The 19,837-nt window shown below is 64.8% G+C and carries 21 protein-coding genes and 1 tRNA gene; 7 read left to right on the forward strand and 15 right to left on the reverse strand.

The window, feature by feature from the left end; translation table 11 throughout:
* Positions 1-47: 47 nt before the first annotated feature.
* The 8 genes from ABLE71_RS11270 to ABLE71_RS11305 form a co-directional block, all read right to left on the reverse strand.
* Entirely contained in the window at positions 48-1,244 is a 1,197-nt protein-coding gene (locus ABLE71_RS11270) for a hypothetical protein (RefSeq protein ID WP_348783431.1), read from the reverse strand.
* A 242-nt stretch (positions 1,245-1,486) separates the two neighbouring features.
* Positions 1,487-2,362: a 3-hydroxybutyryl-CoA dehydrogenase gene (locus ABLE71_RS11275; protein WP_348783432.1), complete on the reverse strand. Its 876-nt coding sequence runs from the start codon at positions 2,360-2,362 to the stop codon at positions 1,487-1,489.
* Positions 2,363-2,491: 129 nt separating this feature from the next.
* Positions 2,492-3,421 carry an electron transfer flavoprotein subunit alpha/FixB family protein gene (locus ABLE71_RS11280; protein WP_348783433.1) on the reverse strand — a complete coding sequence of 310 codons (930 nt, stop codon included), beginning with the start codon at positions 3,419-3,421 and terminating at the stop codon, positions 2,492-2,494.
* Between the two features lie 72 nt (positions 3,422-3,493).
* A complete protein-coding gene (locus ABLE71_RS11285; protein ID WP_348783434.1) occupies positions 3,494-4,243 on the reverse strand; it encodes an electron transfer flavoprotein subunit beta/FixA family protein in 750 nt (249 codons plus the stop codon).
* A 201-nt stretch (positions 4,244-4,444) separates the two neighbouring features.
* Complete coding sequence (locus tag ABLE71_RS11290) at positions 4,445-5,215, reverse strand: rhomboid family intramembrane serine protease (RefSeq protein WP_348783435.1); 771 nt, start codon at positions 5,213-5,215, stop codon at positions 4,445-4,447.
* 35 nt (positions 5,216-5,250) lie between these two features.
* Positions 5,251-5,832, reverse strand: coding sequence for a cob(I)yrinic acid a,c-diamide adenosyltransferase (locus tag ABLE71_RS11295; protein ID WP_348783436.1), 582 nt, complete (start codon positions 5,830-5,832; stop codon positions 5,251-5,253).
* A gap of 11 nt (positions 5,833-5,843) precedes the next feature.
* Positions 5,844-6,038, reverse strand: coding sequence for a twin transmembrane helix small protein (locus ABLE71_RS11300; RefSeq protein WP_348783437.1), 195 nt, complete (start codon positions 6,036-6,038; stop codon positions 5,844-5,846).
* Between the two features lie 22 nt (positions 6,039-6,060).
* The gene (locus ABLE71_RS11305) at positions 6,061-6,894 is read right to left on the reverse strand and encodes an SDR family oxidoreductase (protein WP_348783438.1); all 834 of its coding nucleotides are present in this window, start codon (positions 6,892-6,894) and stop codon (positions 6,061-6,063) included.
* A 145-nt stretch (positions 6,895-7,039) separates the two neighbouring features.
* On the opposite strand from ABLE71_RS11305, the gene ABLE71_RS11310 reads away from it, so the two are divergent.
* Positions 7,040-7,891, forward strand: coding sequence for a YihY/virulence factor BrkB family protein (locus ABLE71_RS11310; protein ID WP_348783439.1), 852 nt, complete (start codon positions 7,040-7,042; stop codon positions 7,889-7,891).
* A 27-nt stretch (positions 7,892-7,918) separates the two neighbouring features.
* Here the strand turns inward: ABLE71_RS11310 and ABLE71_RS11315 are convergent, their stop codons facing one another.
* Complete coding sequence (locus ABLE71_RS11315; RefSeq protein ID WP_348783440.1) at positions 7,919-8,806, reverse strand: DMT family transporter; 888 nt, start codon at positions 8,804-8,806, stop codon at positions 7,919-7,921.
* A 165-nt stretch (positions 8,807-8,971) separates the two neighbouring features.
* On the opposite strand from ABLE71_RS11315, the gene ABLE71_RS11320 reads away from it, so the two are divergent.
* A complete protein-coding gene (locus ABLE71_RS11320; RefSeq protein ID WP_348783441.1) occupies positions 8,972-9,259 on the forward strand; it encodes a hypothetical protein in 288 nt (95 codons plus the stop codon).
* Positions 9,260-9,262: 3 nt separating this feature from the next.
* Here ABLE71_RS11320 and gluQRS read toward each other — a convergent pair whose 3' ends face one another.
* Positions 9,263-10,138: a tRNA glutamyl-Q(34) synthetase GluQRS gene (gene gluQRS / locus ABLE71_RS11325; RefSeq protein WP_348783442.1), complete on the reverse strand. Its 876-nt coding sequence runs from the start codon at positions 10,136-10,138 to the stop codon at positions 9,263-9,265.
* Positions 10,139-10,234: 96 nt separating this feature from the next.
* Here gluQRS and ABLE71_RS11330 point away from each other — a divergent pair, with 96 nt between their 5' ends.
* Positions 10,235-10,876: a DNA-3-methyladenine glycosylase gene (locus ABLE71_RS11330; RefSeq protein WP_348783717.1), complete on the forward strand. Its 642-nt coding sequence runs from the start codon at positions 10,235-10,237 to the stop codon at positions 10,874-10,876.
* A 130-nt stretch (positions 10,877-11,006) separates the two neighbouring features.
* Positions 11,007-11,564, forward strand: coding sequence for an HNH endonuclease (locus ABLE71_RS11335; protein ID WP_348783443.1), 558 nt, complete (start codon positions 11,007-11,009; stop codon positions 11,562-11,564).
* Between the two features lie 389 nt (positions 11,565-11,953).
* On the opposite strand, the gene ABLE71_RS11340 is transcribed toward ABLE71_RS11335, so the two are convergent.
* Positions 11,954-12,475: a disulfide bond formation protein B gene (locus ABLE71_RS11340; RefSeq protein WP_348783444.1), complete on the reverse strand. Its 522-nt coding sequence runs from the start codon at positions 12,473-12,475 to the stop codon at positions 11,954-11,956.
* Between the two features lie 43 nt (positions 12,476-12,518).
* On the reverse strand, positions 12,519-13,106 hold the full coding sequence (locus ABLE71_RS11345) for a YqaA family protein (RefSeq protein WP_348783445.1): 588 nt from the start codon (positions 13,104-13,106) through the stop codon (positions 12,519-12,521).
* Between the two features lie 264 nt (positions 13,107-13,370).
* Here ABLE71_RS11345 and ABLE71_RS11350 point away from each other — a divergent pair.
* A tRNA-Leu gene (locus tag ABLE71_RS11350) sits at positions 13,371-13,457 on the forward strand.
* A 119-nt stretch (positions 13,458-13,576) separates the two neighbouring features.
* Here ABLE71_RS11350 and ABLE71_RS11355 read toward each other — a convergent pair.
* Positions 13,577-14,458: an AraC family transcriptional regulator gene (locus tag ABLE71_RS11355; protein ID WP_348783446.1), complete on the reverse strand. Its 882-nt coding sequence runs from the start codon at positions 14,456-14,458 to the stop codon at positions 13,577-13,579.
* Positions 14,459-14,583: 125 nt separating this feature from the next.
* Here ABLE71_RS11355 and ABLE71_RS11360 point away from each other — a divergent pair, with 125 nt between their 5' ends.
* Positions 14,584-15,342 (forward strand): SDR family oxidoreductase, encoded by a 759-nt coding sequence (locus ABLE71_RS11360; protein ID WP_348783447.1) that lies wholly within the window; start codon positions 14,584-14,586, stop codon positions 15,340-15,342.
* 130 nt (positions 15,343-15,472) lie between these two features.
* A complete protein-coding gene (locus ABLE71_RS11365; protein WP_348783448.1) occupies positions 15,473-17,125 on the forward strand; it encodes an AMP-binding protein in 1,653 nt (550 codons plus the stop codon).
* Here ABLE71_RS11365 and ABLE71_RS11370 read toward each other — a convergent pair.
* Both ABLE71_RS11370 and ABLE71_RS11375 read right to left on the reverse strand, forming a co-directional pair.
* A complete protein-coding gene (locus ABLE71_RS11370) occupies positions 17,112-18,395 on the reverse strand; it encodes a GNAT family N-acetyltransferase (protein ID WP_348783449.1) in 1,284 nt (427 codons plus the stop codon). The genes ABLE71_RS11365 and ABLE71_RS11370 overlap by 14 nt on opposite strands.
* Positions 18,395-19,795, reverse strand: a complete 1,401-nt coding sequence (locus tag ABLE71_RS11375; RefSeq protein WP_348783450.1) for a lipopolysaccharide biosynthesis protein — start codon at positions 19,793-19,795, stop codon at positions 18,395-18,397. Before ABLE71_RS11375 ends, ABLE71_RS11370 begins: the two co-directional genes overlap by 1 nt.
* Positions 19,796-19,837: the final 42 nt, after the last annotated feature.

Below are 19,837 nucleotides of genomic sequence, written 5' to 3' on the forward strand. Positions count from 1 at the left end.
CCGCCACTCGCGGGCTTTTCTGTTTCCATGCCTCGCCCCTGTCCCCGTCAGCGCACGATCGCCAGATCGTCGACGGCTATCTGCCAATAGTGCTTGGAGGCGAAGCGGATTCGCGTGACGTCCCGAAGCATAGGCGCGTAGTGCACCGGCGCAAGCGCCGACACCGCGATCTCGTCTCTCGCAAGCAGCCTGTCCGCCTGCCAGCTTTCGACGATGCAGATCTCACCTTCGGACCGCAGCCAGGCCGATGACAGCATAACCGAATGGAAGCCGAAGGGCGTGTCGCTCCAAAGCTCCGCCGGGTGGCCGCTACTGGTGTAGCACATGTGGTCACCCGACGTGTTGCCGTTGACATAGCCCTCGTTGCCGCCCTGGAAGTCCCGCGAGATCGCGTTGAGGTTGAACCAGTTCAAGCCGGCATAGCCGGATGGAATCTTGCGCAGCCCGCGCGGCGTCACGTCGTTGAAATCGATCGTCTCCAGCGCCGCGTCTTCGGCGATCGCCTGCCGGTCTGGCGAAAGCATACCGAGGTCGGTCGGATAGGTCGAAAGCGCCAAGCTTCTGCCGAGGCCGGGTCCATCCACCGTCAGGGTGTCAGCGCCGTCCGGCACGCTTACCTTGAACGGGCTGTTCGGCTTCAGGCTCTCTTGTGTCAGCCTCTCGCCCGCTTTCGTGAAGGTCAGCGTCGCCGCTTCGGAGGCAGTCTGGCCGCGCACAAGGCGCACCGGCGCAATGCCGACCGGCTTCACCATTTCGGCCGATCCTATGCCAGCCGGCGATCCTTCGATGAGATCGAACGGCATCGTCTGGATTTCGCCGCCGCTGGTCGACACCCATCCCGGCGGGATAGACACTGCGAATTGGTAGCGTCCAGGCGATCGTATCTGCGCCTTTCGCGCCCTGACCGACATGGTGAAATTGGCAAAGCCGTTGCCGTTCGTTCTGGAGGAAAGCAGGTGGCCGTTCGAGCCGCTGAGGCGCACCATGATGCCACCCATCGGACGGTCCCCGAGGCCATAACGTCCGTCGCGGTCGACATCCAGATAAACGAACGAGGAGTAGTTCAGGCTGCCGGCCGAGCGGCGTTTGGTGTTCGGGGCGGCATAGTCCCTCGAGGGATCGCCCGGCTGCAGCGAGGCTTTCTTGCGGCGCCGGCGCTTGAGGTAGAAGTATACGCCGGCCCCAATCGCTGCGGCGACCAGCACTGCGCTCAAGAACAGGTTTGCCACCACCAGATATTGCATCCGCCGCCTCGCAAATGGCCTAACAACGATTCTTTCGTGCCATGCCGAGCGGGCCGGCGCAATGCGCCGGGCAACAGGCGGGAATGCGGTGCGCACAGCCGGGTAAATGCCGACGTTTTGGCTCTCCGGGCATCGATCGTACGGGACGGATAGCCACAGCCTTCCCGCCGCCTGATGCCGGGAGATTCAGAACTGAGGCTGGACCGGCGAAGCCACCGGGCGGGTCGTAGGCGCGGCGGCGGCTACCTGGTCGGCACCGGATGCTCGCCGCGGTAGTCGTAGAAACCGCGGCCGGTCTTGCGGCCGAGCCAGCCGGCCTCGACATATTTCACCAGCAGCGGGCAGGGGCGGTATTTCGAGTCCGACAGTCCGTCATGCAGCACCTGCATGATCGACAGGCAGGTGTCGAGGCCGATGAAGTCGGCAAGCTGCAGCGGTCCCATCGGGTGGTTGGCGCCAAGCTTCATGGCCGTGTCGATCGCGTCGACCGTGCCGACGCCCTCGTAGAGCGTGTAGATCGCTTCGTTTATCATCGGCAGCAGGATACGGTTGACGATAAAGGCCGGGAAATCCTCCGATACGGTGATCGTCTTGTCGAGCTTCGCCGCGAAAGCCTTCGCCGCCTCGAAGGTGGCGTCGTCAGTTGCTATGCCGCGCACCAGTTCGACAAGCTTCATCACCGGTACCGGGTTCATGAAATGCACGCCCATGAAGCGCTCCGGCCGGTCCGTCGCCGCCGCCAGCCGCGTGATAGAGATCGACGAGGTGTTCGTGGCGAGTATCGCCTGCGGATTGAGCTGCGGGCAGAGCTGCGCATAGATCTTGCGCTTGACGCTCTCGTCCTCGGTCGCCGCCTCGATGACGAGGTCCGCGCCGGCGAGGCCGCTCATCTCCGTCGCGCCGGAGATCCGCGCGAGCGCTTCCTGCCGGGCGTCCTCGGTGAGTTTTCCGGACGCGACCATGCGGGCCATGTTGCCGCTGACGGTGGCGATTCCCTTTTCGATGCGGTCGGCCGCGATGTCGTAGATCACCACCTTGTAGCCGGCGATCGCGGCCACCTGCGCGATGCCGCCACCCATCTGCCCGGCGCCGATGATGCCCACAGTCTCGATAGCCATTTTGCTGATCCCGTCGCTGGGCTTGTCCGCGCCCATTTTTGTGCAGTGCACATCGTGCTGCAAACTAAAGGGCCGGGGCAGCTTCGTCCACCCCGGCCCTTCCAGTTTAATACAATGGTTCCGAAGGCGTCAAAGCGCCTTTTCGAGCTCGGGCAGGATGGTGAAGAGGTCGCCGACGAGGCCGTAGTCGGCGACCTGGAAGATCGGCGCCTCCTCGTCCTTGTTGATGGCGACGATGACTTTCGAATCCTTCATGCCGGCGAGGTGCTGGATCGCGCCGGAGATGCCGACGGCGATGTAGAGGTCGGGCGCCACCACCTTGCCGGTCTGGCCGACCTGCCAGTCGTTCGGCGCGTAGCCGGCGTCGACTGCAGCGCGCGATGCGCCGACGGCCGCACCGAGCTTGTCGGCGACCGGCAGGATGACTTCCTGGAACTTCTCCGAGGAGCCGAGCGCGCGGCCGCCCGAAATGATGATCCTCGCCGAGGTGAGTTCGGGGCGCTCGCCGCCCGACAGGCGGTTCTCGACGAAGGAGGACAGGCCGGGGTTGGCCGCGGCGGCGACGGTCTCGACCGGAGCCACGCCGCCTTCGGGCGCGGCCTGGAAGGAGGCGGTGCGCACGGTGATGACTCGTCTGGCATCGGTCGACTGCACCGTCTGTATGGCGTTGCCGGCATAGATCGGCCGCTTGAACGTGTCGGGCGAGACCACCTCGACGATCTCCGACAGTTGCATCACGTCGAGCAGCGCGGCGACACGCGGCATCACGTTCTTGCCGCTGGTGGTGGCCGGCGCGATGATCGTGTCGTAGCCGCCGGCCAGCGAAACGATGGTTGCCGCCAAGGGTTCGGCCAGCCGATTTTCCAGCTCGGCGGCCTCGGCGAGCAGCACCTTGCGCACGCCGCCAAGCTTGGCTGCGGCCTCCGCGGCAGGTTTGGCGCCGTTGCCGGCGACCAGCACGTCGATATCGGCGCCGATCTTCAGCGCGGCCGACAGCGTCTTCGCCGTCTGGTCGGACAGGCTCTGGTTGTCGTGTTCGGCGATGAGGAGAATTGCCATTTTTTGTTCCTTCAAATTCCTTGTGTCCGTGATCCTGATCCCGAAAGTCTGCAACTTTCGGGGGTCACGGACTTACAGAACGCCGGCTTCGTTACGCAGCTTGTCGACCAGTTCAGCGACGCTCTTCACCTTGACGCCCGCCTTGCGGCCGCCGGGCTCTTCCGTCTTGATCACCTTGAGGCGCGGCTTCACGTCGGCGCCGAAATCGGCAGGCGACTTCTCGTCGAGCGGCTTCTTCTTGGCCTTCATGATGTTGGGCAGCGAAGCATAGCGCGGCTGGTTGAGGCGCAGGTCGGTGGTCACGATCGCCGGCAGCTTGACCTCGACCACCTGCAGGCCGCCGTCGACCTCGCGCGTCACCTTCGCCTTGTCGCCGTCGATCTCGACCTTGGAGGCGAACGTCGCCTGGCTCCAGCCGAGCAGCGCCGACAGCATCTGGCCGGTCTGGTTGGCGTCGTCGTCGATCGCCTGCTTGCCGAGGATCACCAAGCCCGGCTTCTCGGCATCGACCACGCCCTTCAGCACCTTGGCGACGCCGAGCGGCTCGACCAGCTCATCGACCTTGACTAGGATCGCGCGGTCTGCACCCATGGCGAGCGCCGTTCTCAGTGTCTCTGCGGCCTGCGCCGGACCGATCGACACCACGACGATCTCATCCGCCTTGCCGGCCTCCTTCAGCCGGATTGCCTCCTCGACGCCGATCTCGTCGAACGGGTTCATCGACATCTTCACATTGGCGAGCTCGACGCCCGAACCGTCCGCCCGCACCCGGATCTTGACGTTGTAGTCGACCACCCGCTTCACGGGCACAAGCACTTTCATGGTTTACAGCCTCTCCGTAGATTTTCCGGCGTAGCAGCCCCGCGCCCGGCTCGGTTGTCGATAGCCGACACCCCTGGCTTCAAAACAGACCCGTCACGGCGATTTTCGGGACCAAACGCCCTTGAAAAGCGGGCGGACCCTAGTTTGGGCTTCCGAGCGCGTCAATATCGCCGGATGCGTCAAATCGGTTCAATAAGAACGCTATTGCCGGCCCCAGCGTGGCGCGGGTTCGACCCCGACGGGCCGCACCGCGCTCGGTTGCTCGACCACCACCGCACGGGGCGTGACGATCTCGCGGTCGAACAGCGGCACGTCGCGGCTGCGCAGGATCAGCACCAGCACCGCGCCGGCAAGGATGCCGCCGACATGGCAGGCGAAGGACACCTGGTCGTCGCCGGCGATCGCGAACATGGCGAACTGGAACAGGATCCACAGCATGAGCGTGATGTAGGCCGGGATGCGCAGCGGGATGCGGCCGAAGGCGAGGATCCAGATTTTTACGCGGGGGTGCAGGATGAGATAGGCTGCAACCACGCCGGCGATGGCGCCCGACGCGCCGATCAGCGGTACTTGCGATTCCGGTGCTACCAGCCCGTGCAAAAGCGCGCCGGCGACGGCGCAGAGCAGGTAGAAGATCAGGAATTTGGTGTGCCCCAGCGCGTCTTCGACATTGTCGCCGAATACCCACAGGAACAGCATGTTTCCGCCCAGATGGAACAGATCGCCGTGCAGGAAGGCATAGGAAATGTAGGTCAGGTCTTCCGGAACCACGGCCAGTTCCGGCGGCAGCTCGACATAGTCGAAGACGACGGAGGGGATGTAGCCCAGCCCGTAGACCGCCGCGAGGGCAAACTGCTCCGCGCCGAATGCGGTGAAGAAGTAGATAAGGACGTTGACGGCGATCAGCCCGATCGTGACGTATTGCAGCTTGATGCGTTTCAGGCTGTTTGCGTCGTGGAGCGGGATGAACATCTCTTTCTTCTCGCTCCCCAATCCGTCTCAGCCGGCTATCGGTTCTGGCCCGGAACCCATAGCACGTCGGAGTTTCCGTTGTCATTGACCACCCGTCCCGCGACGAACAGGAAGTCCGAGACGCGGTTGATGTACCGGATGCCCTCGCGGTTGACGTGCTCGCCGGGGCTTTGCGCCAGCGCGACCATCATGCGCTCCGCGCGCCGCGTGACGGTGCGCGCAAGGTGGAGCGCAGCGGCGGCCGGCGAGCCGCCCGGCAGGATGAAGGATTTCAGCGGCCGCAGACCCTTGTTGAGACTGTCGATGTCCGCCTCGATGCGGGCGGTCTGCGCGGCGATGATGCGCAGCGGCTCGTAGTCGAGCTTCTTGCCTGTGTCGGGCACGCACAGATCCGCGCCTAGGTCGAAGAGGTCGTTCTGGATGCGGCCGAGCATCGCGTCGAGTTGGGGGCTGGCTTCGGCGGTGTGGAGCCTCGCCAGGCCGATGCAGGCGTTGGCCTCGTCCACGGTCCCATAGGCCTCGACCCTGAGATCGGACTTCAGCCGGCGCTCGCCGCTGCCCAGGCCGGTTGTGCCGTCGTCGCCGGTGCGGGTATAGATCTTGTTGAGCTTCACCATAGCGAACGGCCCTAGAACCGGCCTGCGACATAGGCGCCGAGCAGGATCAGCACCAGCGCGATGAACTGCAAGAGCACGCGCATCTGCATCAGCTTGTTCGACGTGTTGCCGGAGCCGCCGCGCAGCATATTGGCAAGGCCGCGGATAAGCACGATCACCACCGCGGCCATGACGAGGATGGCCAATATGTTGAAGACGGTCGCCATCGGCTGTTCCTGTCGATTGAGCTTAAGAGCGCGCCGCGAGAATGCGGTAGAACATCGCCGGCGGCAGAAAGCGCTTCATCAGAGCGCCTATCCTTGCAGGCAAAGTCACCACATAATGCGGCCTCGGCCTTGTGGAAAGCAGGGCGTGACGCAATACCGCGTAGACCGCTTCCGGCCCGGGCTTCATGCGCGACACGTTTCCGCCGGCGTTCAGCCGGTCGAGCTGCGCCTGGTAGGCGACACGATGGGCGGAGTTCTCATGGTCCACATTCTTGAGAAACCAGGCGAGCGCATTGGTCGCGATCTTCGACTTTATCGGCCCCGGCTCGATCAGCGATACGTGGATGTTCGTATCGAGAAGTTCCGAGCGCAGGCAGAGCATCAGGCCCTCCAGCGCGTGTTTTGAAGCCGCATATGGCCCGCGAAACTTGAACGGAGCCAGTCCCATGATGGAGGAGCAGTGCACGATGCGGCCGTGACCCTGCGCGCGCATCACCGGAACGATCCGCGTCGTAAGGTCGTGCCAGCCGAAGAAATTCGCCTCGAACTGCTCGCGAAGGGCCGCGACCGAGATGTCCTCGACCGCGCCGGGTTGCGAATAGCCGCCGTTGTTGAACAGCGCGTCCAGGCCGCCGCCGGTCCGCGCCAGCACGTCCTGGACCAGCTTGGCGATCGAATCCGGTTCTCGGTAGTCGAGGTAGAAGGCCTCGATCCCGTCCGCCTCAAGAGCGGCGATGTCCTCCAGCTTGCGCGCGGTGGCGAAAACCCGCCAGCCCTCGGCTTTCAATGCGCGCGCGCAATAGGCGCCGATGCCCGACGATGTGCCGGTTACGATGATCGTGCGCAACTCGTTCATTCCGCCGGCCGTTGCCGTCCCAGGTTCAGTATCCGACTTGCCATTTGTTGCAATCCCTTCCCATATTCGCAGCGGCGAAACAATCGACGGCATCAATGGAGGACAGCGAGTGTTTCTGGTTCAAACGACCGCGGAAGCACTCTGAATGCGCAAGATCGTCGCGCTGAAGCGCATCCTCTACGACGCGCTCGGCCACTTCAACTACGATGACGGCTGGTCCATGGCGAGCCATCTGGCGATCACGGCGCTGATGGCGCTGTTCCCTTTCCTGATCTTCGCAACCACGCTCGCCAGCTTCCTCGGCGCCCAGGCGTTCGCCGAGACGGCGGTGCATCTGGTCTTCGACACGTGGCCCGAACAGATCGCCGCGCCGATCTCGCGCGAGGTCGTCAACGTGCTCACCGTGCAGCGCAGCGACCTGTTGACCTACGGCGTGCTGCTCGCTGCCTTCTTCGCCTCCAACGGCATCGAATCCCTGCGCACGGCGCTCAATCGCGCCTATCGCGTGGTCGAGACCCGCTCCTTCATCTTCCGGCGTATCCAGAGCCTCGCCTTCGTGTTCATCGCCACGATCGGCTTCCTTGCCATCAGCGTCCTGCTCGTTTTCGCCCCGCTCATCATGCGGCTGGCATTGGCGAATTTCGAGTGGCTGCAACCCTATCTTGGGACGATCACGCTGTGGCGCTTCGTCATCGCCTCGACCGTCATCGTGCTCGGCCTGGTCGCCGTCCACATCTGGCTGCCGGCGGGCAAGCGCCGCTTCGTCGATATCGTGCCCGGCATCCTCTTCACCCTGATCGCCTGGCTTGCCGGATCGACCATCTTCGCCGCCTATCTCGATCACTTCTCGTCCTACGTGACCACATATGCCGGCCTGGCCTCGATCATGATCGCCGTGGTCTTCCTCTACATCGTGTCGGCGATCTTCATCCTCGGGGGTGAGTTCAACGCCGCGATCAGCCGCTATTTCGAGGCACGCGCCAGGGTGCCCAGTTAGGGTGCCAAGCTAGCGTGCCGGACTGAGCTATGCCGCGGTCCCCGGCGCCGGGTTGCGGACGGTCGCCAGCGCCACGCCGAAGGTCGCGATGGCCATGCCGCCAATCTGGACCAGCGTCAGTTCCTCGCCGAAGAGCGCCCAGGCGATCAGGGCCGTGACCGCCGGGACCAAGTAGAAGAGCGAAGCGACCTTCGACATCTCGCCGTCGCGGATCATCACCATCAGAAGCACGATGGCGCCGATCGACAGCACCAGCACCAGCCAGGCCATGGCGAAGACCAACTCGCCGGTCAGCGTGAAACTGCGCGTCTCGAAGGCGAGCGAGAGCAGGATCATGACCAGCGCGCCGCCGGCATATTGCCAGCAGGTGCCGGTGATCAGGTCGCTGCCGGTCAGGAAACGCTTCTGCCAGATGGTGCCTGCACTCATGCCGGCGACCGCGACGAAGGAGGCGGCGAGGGTTTCCCAGGAGACGCCGCCGTGGATCTCGCCGAGCTTCGGGGCAAGCACGATGACGACGCCGGCGAAACCCGCCGCAAGCCCTGCCCAGTGGCGTGGCAAGATGCGTTCGCCAAGCAGGCTGCCGGCGAGGATTGCCGTGATCAGCGGCTGTAGTCCCACGATCAGAGCCGACAGTCCCGCCGGCATGCCGCGATGGATCGCCCAGAACACGCCGCCGAGATAGACGCCGTGCATCAACACCCCGGCCCCCATGGAATGGAGCATGTCCGACCTTCGGGCCCGCTGCGCGCCAAGCATCCCCGCCGCCGCGGCCAGGATGATGAAGGCCAGCAGGAAGCGCGCGGCGAGGAAGCTGAACGGCTCCGCCCAGGGCATTGCGTAGCGCGCGCCGATGAAGCCGGTCGCCCAGAGAAGCACGAAGAGCGCGGGTATCAGCCGCCTGGCGGAGATCATTCTTGACGCCGAACTGGAGGACCGTGGACCGGTTCGCTCTAATGCCGATTATTCGGTCAAGCAAAGCGAAACGATTGATCCATATAATCAACGCGATTGAACCCGGAGCATATCCCGGGTCCAGGGTTGCGATGCGTGCCGCGGGTTTACCGGAAGGGGGCGGACATGATCTGGAACCTCGAGCCAGGTTGGCTGATGATGGCGGTGGCGAGCGTCGCCGTCCTCGCCCTGTTTTTCGGGTCGGCGCTCGACGCCATCATGCGCGAGGACGGGTTTGGCCCGCTCGGCAACATGATCCTGTTCACCTTCGGGTTTTTCATGGCGATCATCATCGCCAACACCTACGGCATCAATCTGCGCGACCTGAAGATGGCGATGGCCTATGGCCTCGGAGGCGCCTTTGCCACGGTCAGCGTGCTGGCCGTGCTCAAGGCCGGCATCGCCAAGATCTGAGTTTCAGAGACCGACCATCCGCTTTACGTCGTCCGGCGTCCGTCCGCTCGACCTCAAGGCGTCGATGCCGCTGTCGCGCAAGCTCTTGGAAAGCTTGCGCCCGTCGGACCCGAGGATCAGCCGGTGATGGAAATAGACCGGCTCGGATAGCCCAAGCAGCATCTGCAGCAGCCGGTGGACGCCGGTAGCCTGAAACAGATCCAGCCCGCGCACGACGTGGGTGACGCCCTGCAACGCGTCGTCGGCGACCACCGAGAGATGGTAGCTCGTCGCCACGTCCCTGCGCGCCAGCACGACGTCGCCCCATTGATCGGGCCTCGCGTCGACCACCCTCGTGGAGGTCATGTCCGCGTCGGCAAATTCGATCCAGGTCAACGGCGCGCGCAGCGCCGCGGCCGCGGCCGCCATGTCGAGCCGCCATGCGAACGGCTCGCCTGCGGCCATCCTGCGCCTGCGCTCGGCCGTGCCGAGCGTCTTGTCCAGGCCAGGATAGAGCGGCACCCCGTCGGGATCGCGGGGCCATGCCCTCCCGCGTTCTTCCGTCTGCGTTATGTGGGCACGCGTTTCGCCACGGCTCATGAAAGCCGGATAGACGAGTTCCGCTTCGACCAGTCGGTCGAGCAGCCTTGCATATTGTTCAAAATGCTCGGACTGGCGGCGCACCGGCTTTTCCCAGGCGATGCCGAGCCATTCGAGATCGCGATAGATACCGGCCTCGAATTCCGGCGTGCAGCGCGCCGTGTCGATGTCCTCGATGCGCAGCAGCAGCCTGCCGCCGGCCTTTTCGGCCATTTGCGCGTTGAGCAGCGCCGAATAGGCGTGGCCGAGGTGCAACTCGCCATTCGGGCTCGGCGCGAAACGGAAGACGGGCTGTGTCATTGCTGTCAGGAGTGGCGCCGGTTTCGGATTGTTGCGGCCATGGCCCGATTGCTATCTATCCGTCCCGAACTCCACAAGGGACGCGATCGGCCCTCTATGCAGCGCATCTCCACAATCGACGACCTCACGACCGGGCTCGATGCGCTGTGCGTCATCGATCCCCGGCTTGAGAACGTGCGCGCCACCGCCGGCGATGTGCCGCTGCGCCGGACCGAACCCGGGTTCAGGAGCCTCGTCTCGATTGTCATCTCGCAGCAGGTTTCCCGCGCCAGCGCCGACGCGATCTTCGGCCGGCTGATAAATCTCGCCGATCCGCTGACGCCGGAAGTCCTGCTCACGGCCGGCGACGAACTGTTCCGCGAAGCCGGTCTGTCGCGGCCGAAGCAACGCGCCGTGCTTGCCGTGTCGCGGGCCGTGCTGGATGGCCTCGATCTCTCGCGCCTTTGCGACCTCGACGTCGAGGCTGCGATCAGCGCGATGACCGCCGTGCCGGGCATCGGGCTCTGGACCGCGCAAGTCTATCTGCTGTCGGCCGCGGGCCATCCCGACATCTTCCCCGCGCGGGACGTCGCGCTGCAGTCGGCGGTCGGCCACGCGCTCGCCATCGATCCCAGGCCGGGCGAGAAAGCGCTCATCAAAATCGCCGAATCATGGTCGCCTTACCGGGGGGTAGCGTCGCGGCTGTTCTGGGCCTATTATCGGCAAACAAGAGGAAGGGAGGGCGCGCCGCCTTCATAAATCCTGCGAAAACGGCGAGATTCGTGAAGTTTTTCCGACCCGTTGGGCAAACGGGCCGCTTCACATTCCTGTCACCTCCTGCTTACAATATCCTGGCGTATCGCATTGAGGTCCAAGGAGGGTATCGCAAGTGACGATCGCGGTGTCCCCCGACGGGCTGCCTGCGCTGGTGTTGAACGCCGACTACCGGCCGCTCAGCTATTATCCGTTGTCGCTCTGGTCATGGCAGGACGTCATCAAGGCGGTGTTCCTCGATCGGGTGAACATCGTCGCCGAATACGAGCACCAGGTCTCCTCACCCACCTTCTCGATGCGGCTGCCCTCCGTCGTCAGCCTGAAGAGCTATGTGAAGCCTTCGCGCCACCCGGCCTTCACCCGGTTCAACGTGTTCCTGCGCGACCGCTTCCAGTGCCAGTATTGCGGCACGCCTGAGGATCTCACCTTCGATCATGTCACCCCCCGCCACAGAGGCGGCGCGACGACATGGGAGAACGTGGTCGCCGCCTGCTCGCCCTGCAATCTCAGGAAGGGCGGCATGATGCCGGCGCAGGCCAAGATGTGGCCGCTGCAGAAACCCTACCAGCCGACGGTGCATGATCTGCACAACAACGGCCGGATGTTCCCGCCCAACTATCTGCACGAGAGCTGGATGGACTATCTCTACTGGGATGTCGAACTGGAGCCGTAGGACGCGCGGGCATGCGCGAGGGTTCGCATCTACCGCTTCGACGCCAACCGCTCGTCAAACTGGGCTTTCTCAACTATTATTTGCAGGGAAAGTGGGTCTGATTCGCCGCAATCGCCCGGATCGAAAAGCACTAGAAAGTAGTGTATGTGGCTTGAGCCCTTTTCGGAGATAAAGGAGACGGCACATTCCCGGTGCATATCTTCATCACTGATAATTCTGTAACAATAAGTCTTCTGATAGGGCTTTCCCAATTTCTTTAACAAATCTGGATATCTATTTTCAATCCAGGATTCGGAGTACATTCTTTCATCAAAATTCGCGCAGGCATAAGCCGACGTGCAGTTCTGCCATATGAGAAACGCGCCGACCCAAACCTTCCATCGCATAACTTAGCCCCGTACCCTGGCCAACGCGCCTCGGAACGCCACCACGCCCAGGATCAGGCTGGCAATCGCGTTCCAGCCGGCAAAGGACAGGCCGAGCACGCGCAATGCCGCCTTGTCGCAGGACGGCGGCACGAAGGCATCGATGGCGTCGAGCACGCCCTTGCCGCCGGTGTCCGTGGGCCCCGCCACCGCGCCGCAATCGGTCGGGCCTGCCCACCAGCCCCATTCGACGCCGGAATGGCGTACCGCGAGGAACAGGCTCCAGGCCATCAGCAGGCCGCCGGCCAGCAGCAGGATGCGCGTGATGACCGGCGGCCAGCGCAAGGTCGCGGACACCGCCGCCAGCGCCATGACAGGCACGCCGGTGTAGTAGGGGATGCGTTGCTCAAGGCAGAGCTTGCAGGGGATGTAGTGGCCGATGTGCTCGAAGCCGAGCGCTGCGCCGACCACCGCCGCCATGGCGAAAGTCAGGAACATCGCGGTGTTGCGCTGCAGGCTGCTGGTCGGTTCGGCGATGGCAATCATGTATTTTTCCGGTGCGGCGGCCGGCCCCTTGCCGGCGGCGCGCTCAGTGCAGGTATCTGACGAGCAAGTACAGCAAAATAAGGACGGCCGCAGCCACCGCGGCGATCAGCCCCAACCGCTCCTCGACGAACTTTCGGATAGGCTCTCCGTAGCGGCGCAGCAGCCAGGCGAGGAAGAAGAAGCGCGCGCCGCGCGCGATGATCGCCGACAGGATGAACAGCCAGATGTTTACACCGATGACGCCCGACAGGATCGTCACCACCTTGATCGGCGGCAGATGGGCGATGCCCGACGTCACCAGCATCAGGACGATGAAGCCGTAGCCCGAGGAAACCCTGAGCGCCTCGAAGTCGTCGAGCTTGCCGTAGAATTCGAGCACGGGTTTTGCCAGGGCTTCGTAGGCATAGTACCCAAGCAGCCAGCCGGCGATGCCGCCGAGCACCGAGGCCGCCGTCGCGACCAGCGCATAGCGGTAGGCGCGGTCGGGCCGCGCCAGCGCCATCGGCAGGAACAGCACGTCGGCCGGGACGAGGAAGATCGAACTTTCGATGAAGGCGATGAAGGCCAGCCAATATTCGGCGGATTTTCGGGCGGCGAGCGACAGCGTCCAGTCGTATAGTCTTCGAAGCATCCGGCGTTTCCGTGCGGCCCGCCCGTGTTTAGGAAGATTTTGCGCGGTGCACAATGCCGGAAGGCTCAGCAGCCGCCTGTGCGTCCCTGATCATGTCGAATTGCGCGCAAAAGCCGCAGCCGGCAACGGGGTTCGGCCCGTGCTGCCGTCGTCATGGTCCATTGCGGAGGGCGAAGAACTTCAACATCTGGCGTTTTCGTTTCAGGTGCAATATAGGAGCGCGGAGCTACCCGCGAGGCCCACGGCACGACGGGTCTGCGTCGTGCGGGCGTGGCGGAACTGGTAGACGCAGCGGACTCAAAATCCGCCGTCCTTACGGATATGTCGGTTCGAGTCCGACCGCCCGCACCATTCGCCCAGGCGCGCGCCACGATCGGATCTTGGCCGTGCCATCAGTATCTCGGCCGCCCCGCCAATGCCCCGATTTTCGAAGCGAGCGATCGCCGGCATTCTGCCGGGCGTGGGCGGCTTCAGGCAGGCGCGTGGGACTGCTCTCGCGCGTAGCGGCTCGGCGGCAGGCCCACATACCGGCTGAAGGCGGTGCTGAAGGCACTAGCCGAACCGTACCCCACCCGTTCGGCGACGTTGGCGAGTGCGACGTCTTGCCGACGCAGCAGATCCTTTGCGAGCGCCATGCGCCAGGCGAGGATGTATTCCATCGGCGGCAGACCGACGGCGCGGGTGAAGTGGTCGAAGAAGGCCGAGCGGGAAAGCGCCGCCTTCTTGGCGAGCTCAGCCACAGTCCAAGGACGGGCGGGATCTCCGTGAATCTGCCGCATGGCCTCGGCCAGCCGTTCGTCTGCCAGGCCGCGCAGCAATCCCCGGGGCGCGTCCTTGCTCGGGGTCGAGCGCAGCGCTTCGATGATCAGAATCTCGACGAGCCGGGTCAGGATCAGGTCGCGGCCCGGCCGCCGATCGGCGGTTTCCTCGCCTACGAGGCGCACCAGCGTGGCCAGGCGCTCGGCGCCGCGCACATGCAGCATGCCCGGCAGCAAGGCCACCATCAGAGCCGCATCGGGGGAATCGAAGACGAAATAGCCGCCGAGCTGGCGCACATCGGGGGGGCCGTCCTGCCTGCCGTGGCGGATTTCCTCAGTCGGCGCCGGTGTCACCTTCGGGTCGATGAATTTCGGTGGCGCGGGTTCGAAGCTCGACATGGTGAAGCCCGGGGTGGCCGGAAGCAGCACGAAATCGCCGGCCTCCAGCGTCACGCCGTCATGGCCGTCGACATCGAGGCGGCAGCTTCCCTCGATCACGGTGCAGAAGCTCGGCTCGCCGAAGTCGGAATAGCGCACTGCCCAGTTGCCGGCGGCGCTGATCCCTTTCGAGAATACCGTGCGAGGCTTCAACAAGCGGACGATGTCCGTCAGAGGATCGATCATATTCGGACGATAGCAAATGAAAGGCGGATTGCCAATTATAGAAAGTCCGAAGGTGTGGCGGTATGGAGCGTCATAGCAAGCGAAAGGAAGCCGCCATGAACACCATACTTATCACCGGAGCCTCTTCCGGCTACGGCCTCGAAACCGCCAGGCATTTCCATGCCAAGGGCTGGACCGTTGTCGCCGCCATGCGCACGCCGCGCGAGGATGTGCTGCCCAAATCCGACCGCATCCGCATCGTGCCGCTCGACGTCACCGACGCCGACAGCATCAAGGCCGCCGTCGAGGCCGCCGGTCCGATAGACGTGCTGGTCAACAATGCCGGCATCGGAATGTTCGGCGCCTTCGAGGCGACGCCGATCGATACGGCGCGCGAGATATTCGAGACCAACACCTTTGGCGTTATGGCCATGACGCAAGCCGTCATCCCGCAGTTCCGCGACCGCCGCGCCGGCACGCTGATCAACGTGACGTCCAGCACGGTTCTCGCGCCGATGCCGCTGGTCGCCATCTATACCGCCAGCAAAACGGCCATCGACGGCTTCACCGGATCGCTCGCACACGAACTCAATCACTTCGGCATCCGCGTAAAGATGGTCCAGCCGGGCTACGGTCCGACGACGGCCTTTTCCAGGAACGCGGGATCGCTGGTGGAGCGCTTCATCCCGGAGGCTTATGCCGACTACGCCAACGGCATCTTCGCCATGATGACGCAGCCAGGCGCGCACACCCTGCCGGCGGACGTCGCTGAAATCGTCTGGCAGGCCGCCCACGACAAGTCCGACACGATCAGCTTCCCCGCCGGCCCCGACGCGGTGGCGTTGAGCCATGCCAAGGCGGCTCTGGCAGCATGAGCCACCGACGCCGGTCTTGCTGTCGGTCGCTCCATTTTGTAACAGCGTGAGTCGAGGTGCTGGTTCGCTCCTGGCTTGGGGCAGCACATACGCGGAGGACGACATCGCGGAGGAGCGGAGACCGTTGTCCATGCTCGAACGGCGCGACGACTATGCGTCCCTCTATCGCGATTTCCGCTGGACCGTCCCCGGACGCTTCAACATCGGCGTGGCCGTGGCCGACCGCTGGGCGGCCGAAGATCCCGGCAGGACGGCGCTGTTCGACTACCGTGCCGATGGCGCGCCCGACCGGCTGAGCTTTTCGGAACTCGCCAGCAAGTCGAATGCCTTTGCCAATGCCTTGCGTTCGCGGGGCATCCGTCGCGGAGATCGGGTCGCGCTGCTTTTGCCGCAGAGCTTCGAGACCGTCATCGCGCACCTCGCCATCTACAAGCTCGGCGCGATCGCCGTGCCGCTGGCCCTGCTTTTCGGCGTCGAGGCGCTGGAGTACCGTCTGCAAACGGCCGGCGTGAAGCTCGCCGTAACCAATCCGGCGGGCGCGCTGAAGCTCTCGCGGATCTCAGGACGCCTGCCCGGTCTCGACGGGATCGTTGTCGTGGGTGGCGATGGCCCTCACGATTTTGGGCGACTGGTCGCGGAGCATCCCGTCGACTTCGCCGCGGAAGCCACAGGCCCGGACGATCCGGCTCTGATGATCTTCACCTCCGGCACGACCGGTCCGCCGAAGGGAGCGCTGCTGCCGCACAGGGTGCTGCTCGGGCACCTGCCGGGCGTGCAGATGGCCTATGAATTCCTGCCGCGGGCTGGCGACCTGATGTGGACGCCGGCCGACTGGGCCTGGGCAGGCGGGCTGCTCAACGCGCTGTTGCCGTCGCTCTATCTCGGCGTGCCTGTTGTTGCTGCCCGCTTCGAGAAGTTCGATCCCGAAACGGCGCTCGTGCTGGTCGAGAAGATGCGGGTGAAAAACGCCTTCATCCCGCCCACCGCCTTGCGCATGCTGAAATCAGTGCCGGACATTCCCCGTCGCTTCCGCCTCGAACTGCGCGCGGTCTGCTCGGCAGGCGAATCGCTCGGCCGCGAGACCTATGAATGGGCGAAAGCGGCGCTCGGCGTCACCCCGAACGAATTCTATGGCCAGACCGAATGCAACCTCGTGCTTGGTTCCTGCGCCTCGATCGGCGTCAGCCGCGCCGGTGCGATCGGCAAGGTCGTTCCCGGCCACAGCGTCGCTATCATCGACGGCGACGGCCGGCGGGTGAGGCCCGGCGAGGTCGGCCAGATCGCGGTGGCGCGGCCGGATCCGGTGATGTTCCTGGAATACTGGCAGAACCCCGACGCCACGGCGAAAAAATTCATCGGCGACTGGATGACGACCGGCGACCAGGGCATCGAGGACGAGGACGGCTACGTCCAGTTCTTCGGCCGCGACGACGACGTCATCACCTCTTCCGGTTTCCGCATCGGGCCGGGCGAGATCGAGGATTGCCTGACCGGGCATCCGGCGGTGGCGCTTGCCGCGGCGGTCGGCAAGCCCGACCTGCTGCGAACCGAGATCGTCAAGGCCTATGTGGTGCTGAAGGACGGCGTTGCGGGCAGCCCCGAGCTTGCCGCCGAGATCAGCCGATGGGTGCGCGAGCGGCTCTCGGCGCATGAATATCCGCGCGAAGTGGAGTTCGTCGATTCCATGCCGCTGACGACGACGGGCAAGGTCATCCGCCGCATCTTCCGCGACCGGGCGAGACATGAGGCGGCATCGCTCACCGGTTCCGTCAGCGGCGTTTGAGCAGGCTGCGCACGCGGTTGCGGACCAGGCGGGCGAAGTTGCGCGTCTCCTGATAGAGATGAAGCTGCGAGGCGGCCTGCCGCGTGATGCGGTCGGCGGAAGGCGTCATGCCGATGACCAGCGTGCCGATCGGCTTCCTCTCGCTCCACAGGCGCGACATGACCGGATGGTCGGGCACCGCGCAGGAATCGGTGAGCTCGATGTTGGGATCGTCGAGATGCTGCTTGGTGACCTCGATCATCAGAAGCGTGCCGGGCGAGAAGGCCGCGTAGCTCTCGTCATAGGCCGTCTTCCAGGTGTAGGCGACGCCGGCTTCCACGAAGACGATCAGGCTGGCGATCAGCCTGCCGCCCAGCGTCAGCGAGTGGATGCGGCAGAGGTCGTGCTCGGCAAGCCCGTGCACCGCCTCGCGGGCGAAGGCGGCGCGGTAGCGGTCGACGGCCATGGCGGTACGCTCGCGGCCCTTCCAGCCGGCGGCTTCGAGCGACAGGAAGCCCTCGATCGCGTGGCGGATTTCCTCGGGTCCGCGGGCGACGCTGTGGACGAGTTCGCCCTGGTCGGCGAGCCGGCGCTTCAGCCGGCGGAACTCGCGGTAGTGGTGGGATCGCAGCGACGCCTTGAGATAGTCCTCGCCGTCGAGCCTGCTTTCCAGAAAGGCGCGCTCGAAACGGCGCGTGGTGACCAGCGGCAGGCCGCGCGATTCGGCGACGCTGCCGAGCATCGAGGCCACGGCGCCGTCGAGCCTGACGTCCGGCAGCACGAGCACCTTGGGCAGCTTCAGGTGCGAGCGCGACAGCATGGCGAAAAAATCCTCGATCACGCCGACCGGATCGTCGCGGTCGATGAGAGGCGTGCCGAGCGGGCCGAAGGGGCTCGCCCAGGTCCGCATGATCGAGACGCCGAGCGGCATAGGCGGCCGTTCGACCGAAAACGGCACCAGAAGCCGCAGGCGGTTCTTGTGTTCGTCGCCGTCGCGGATGACGGCGAGGCGCACCTCTCTGTCTTCCAGTCTCGGCATGGCCGGTGCCAGGAAATGCGGGTTGAAGAAGATGTTCGGCTCGATGGTGCGGGCGCACAGATAGTCGAGTTCGTCGACCAGGTCGAAACCGGCCGATGCCGGGTAGATGGCCAGCCGGCGCAGCGGCCGGTTGCCCTCGAGCAGCTCGATATGGGCGGGCTCGAGCCGCTTGCCCGCCAGGCCCGCCAGCCCGGCGATCATGGTGCCGGCCGGGCCGCCGCTCGTTTCCTCCAGAAGCGGAACCGCGGCCATCAGCGTGGGCTCCCTGCCGGTGCGAAGATCGCCATGACGACGCCAAGCCTTATCCAGACGGTGAAGGAAAGGGCCGCCGCTTCGAACAGCATCGAGGCGGTGGTGGCGATTGCCGCGCCCCACAGGCCGAAGGCCGGGATCAACAGCACGCTGAGCCCGATGTTGAGCACCAGCGTCATGGCGTAGACCATGGCGCAGATGTTCTGGTTGCCGGTCATGGTGAGCAGGCTCTCGCAGGGGCCGACCGCCGCGCGGGCGACGACGCCGACGACCAGCAGGAAGAGCAGCGGGTAGCCGGCGTCGAAACCGGGGCCGAACAGCCACAATATCGGCTCGCCGAGCGCCAGCACGACAATCGCCATCGCAAGCGACGGCCAGAAGGTCCACGACACCGTGTCGCGCGCGAAGGCAGCGAGCTTGCCGGGGTCGCCGTGCATGTAGGCGGCGTAGCGCTGCGCGACGCCGGCCTTGACCGCGAAATAGACGAAATGCACCAGCGCCAGCGTCTTCACCGTGGCGAAATAGACCGCGACGTCGTCCGGCTCCATGAAGAAACCGACCATCAGTACGTCGGCATTGGTGAGCAGGAAGAAGAAGCTCTCGACCAGGAAAATCGGCAGCGAGACGACGAACCATTCGCGGAAATGCATCGTGCGCGGCCCGGCCGGCAGTTTTCGGTCGAGGCGGGTCGTGACGCCGGCGAACTGCCAGAGGGTTGTGAGGTAGGTCGCCACGATCGCCACGATCAGCGCGGCCTTGGCATCCGGCCGGTAGCCCGCGGCAAGGGCGGCGGCCATCAGGACGAGGATCAGGACCGGGCGCACCAGATAGGTCGGCGACAGCGCGAACACGGCCCAGGAGTTGGCGCGCGACAGGCCCTGCAGCACGTCCGACAGCGCGATCATCGGCAGGCAGACGAAGCCGAGCACGAAGGGCACGACGTAGTAGCTCTCGATATGAGGCGCCAGCAGGACGACGCAGAGGCCGCCAACGGCCGCGATGGCGGTGGAGGCGACCAGCACGAACAGCCTCGAGGCGATCAGTATGCCGCGCAGTTCGGCGAGCATGCCCTTTTCGCGGTATTCCGGGACGAAGCGGATGACCGAGGTGTGGAAGCCCAGGCACGACACGTTGCCGGCGATCACCATCGTGACCCAGACCAGCACGAAGATGCCGTATTCGAAGCTGCCCATCCAGCGGGCGAGAAACACCTGGCTGATGAAGGCAATCGCGGCGCTGACGATGCGGATTATGAAGGCGATGACCGACATGCGGCCTGCCTCGCCGCGCTCGTCGGCGCTGAACAGCACGGCGTCGATGCGGCCGAGCAACGGCCGCGCGCGCAGCGCCAGGCGCTCCGGCAGGAGCCTGTCGGCGGTCGTTGCCGCGGAAAAGCGCACGCACTCACTCCGTTTCGTCGGGAGCCGCACCCTAGAGAAGAG

Source organism: Mesorhizobium sp. KR9-304, assembly GCF_040049215.1.
Classification (GTDB): domain Bacteria; phylum Pseudomonadota; class Alphaproteobacteria; order Rhizobiales; family Rhizobiaceae; genus Mesorhizobium_K.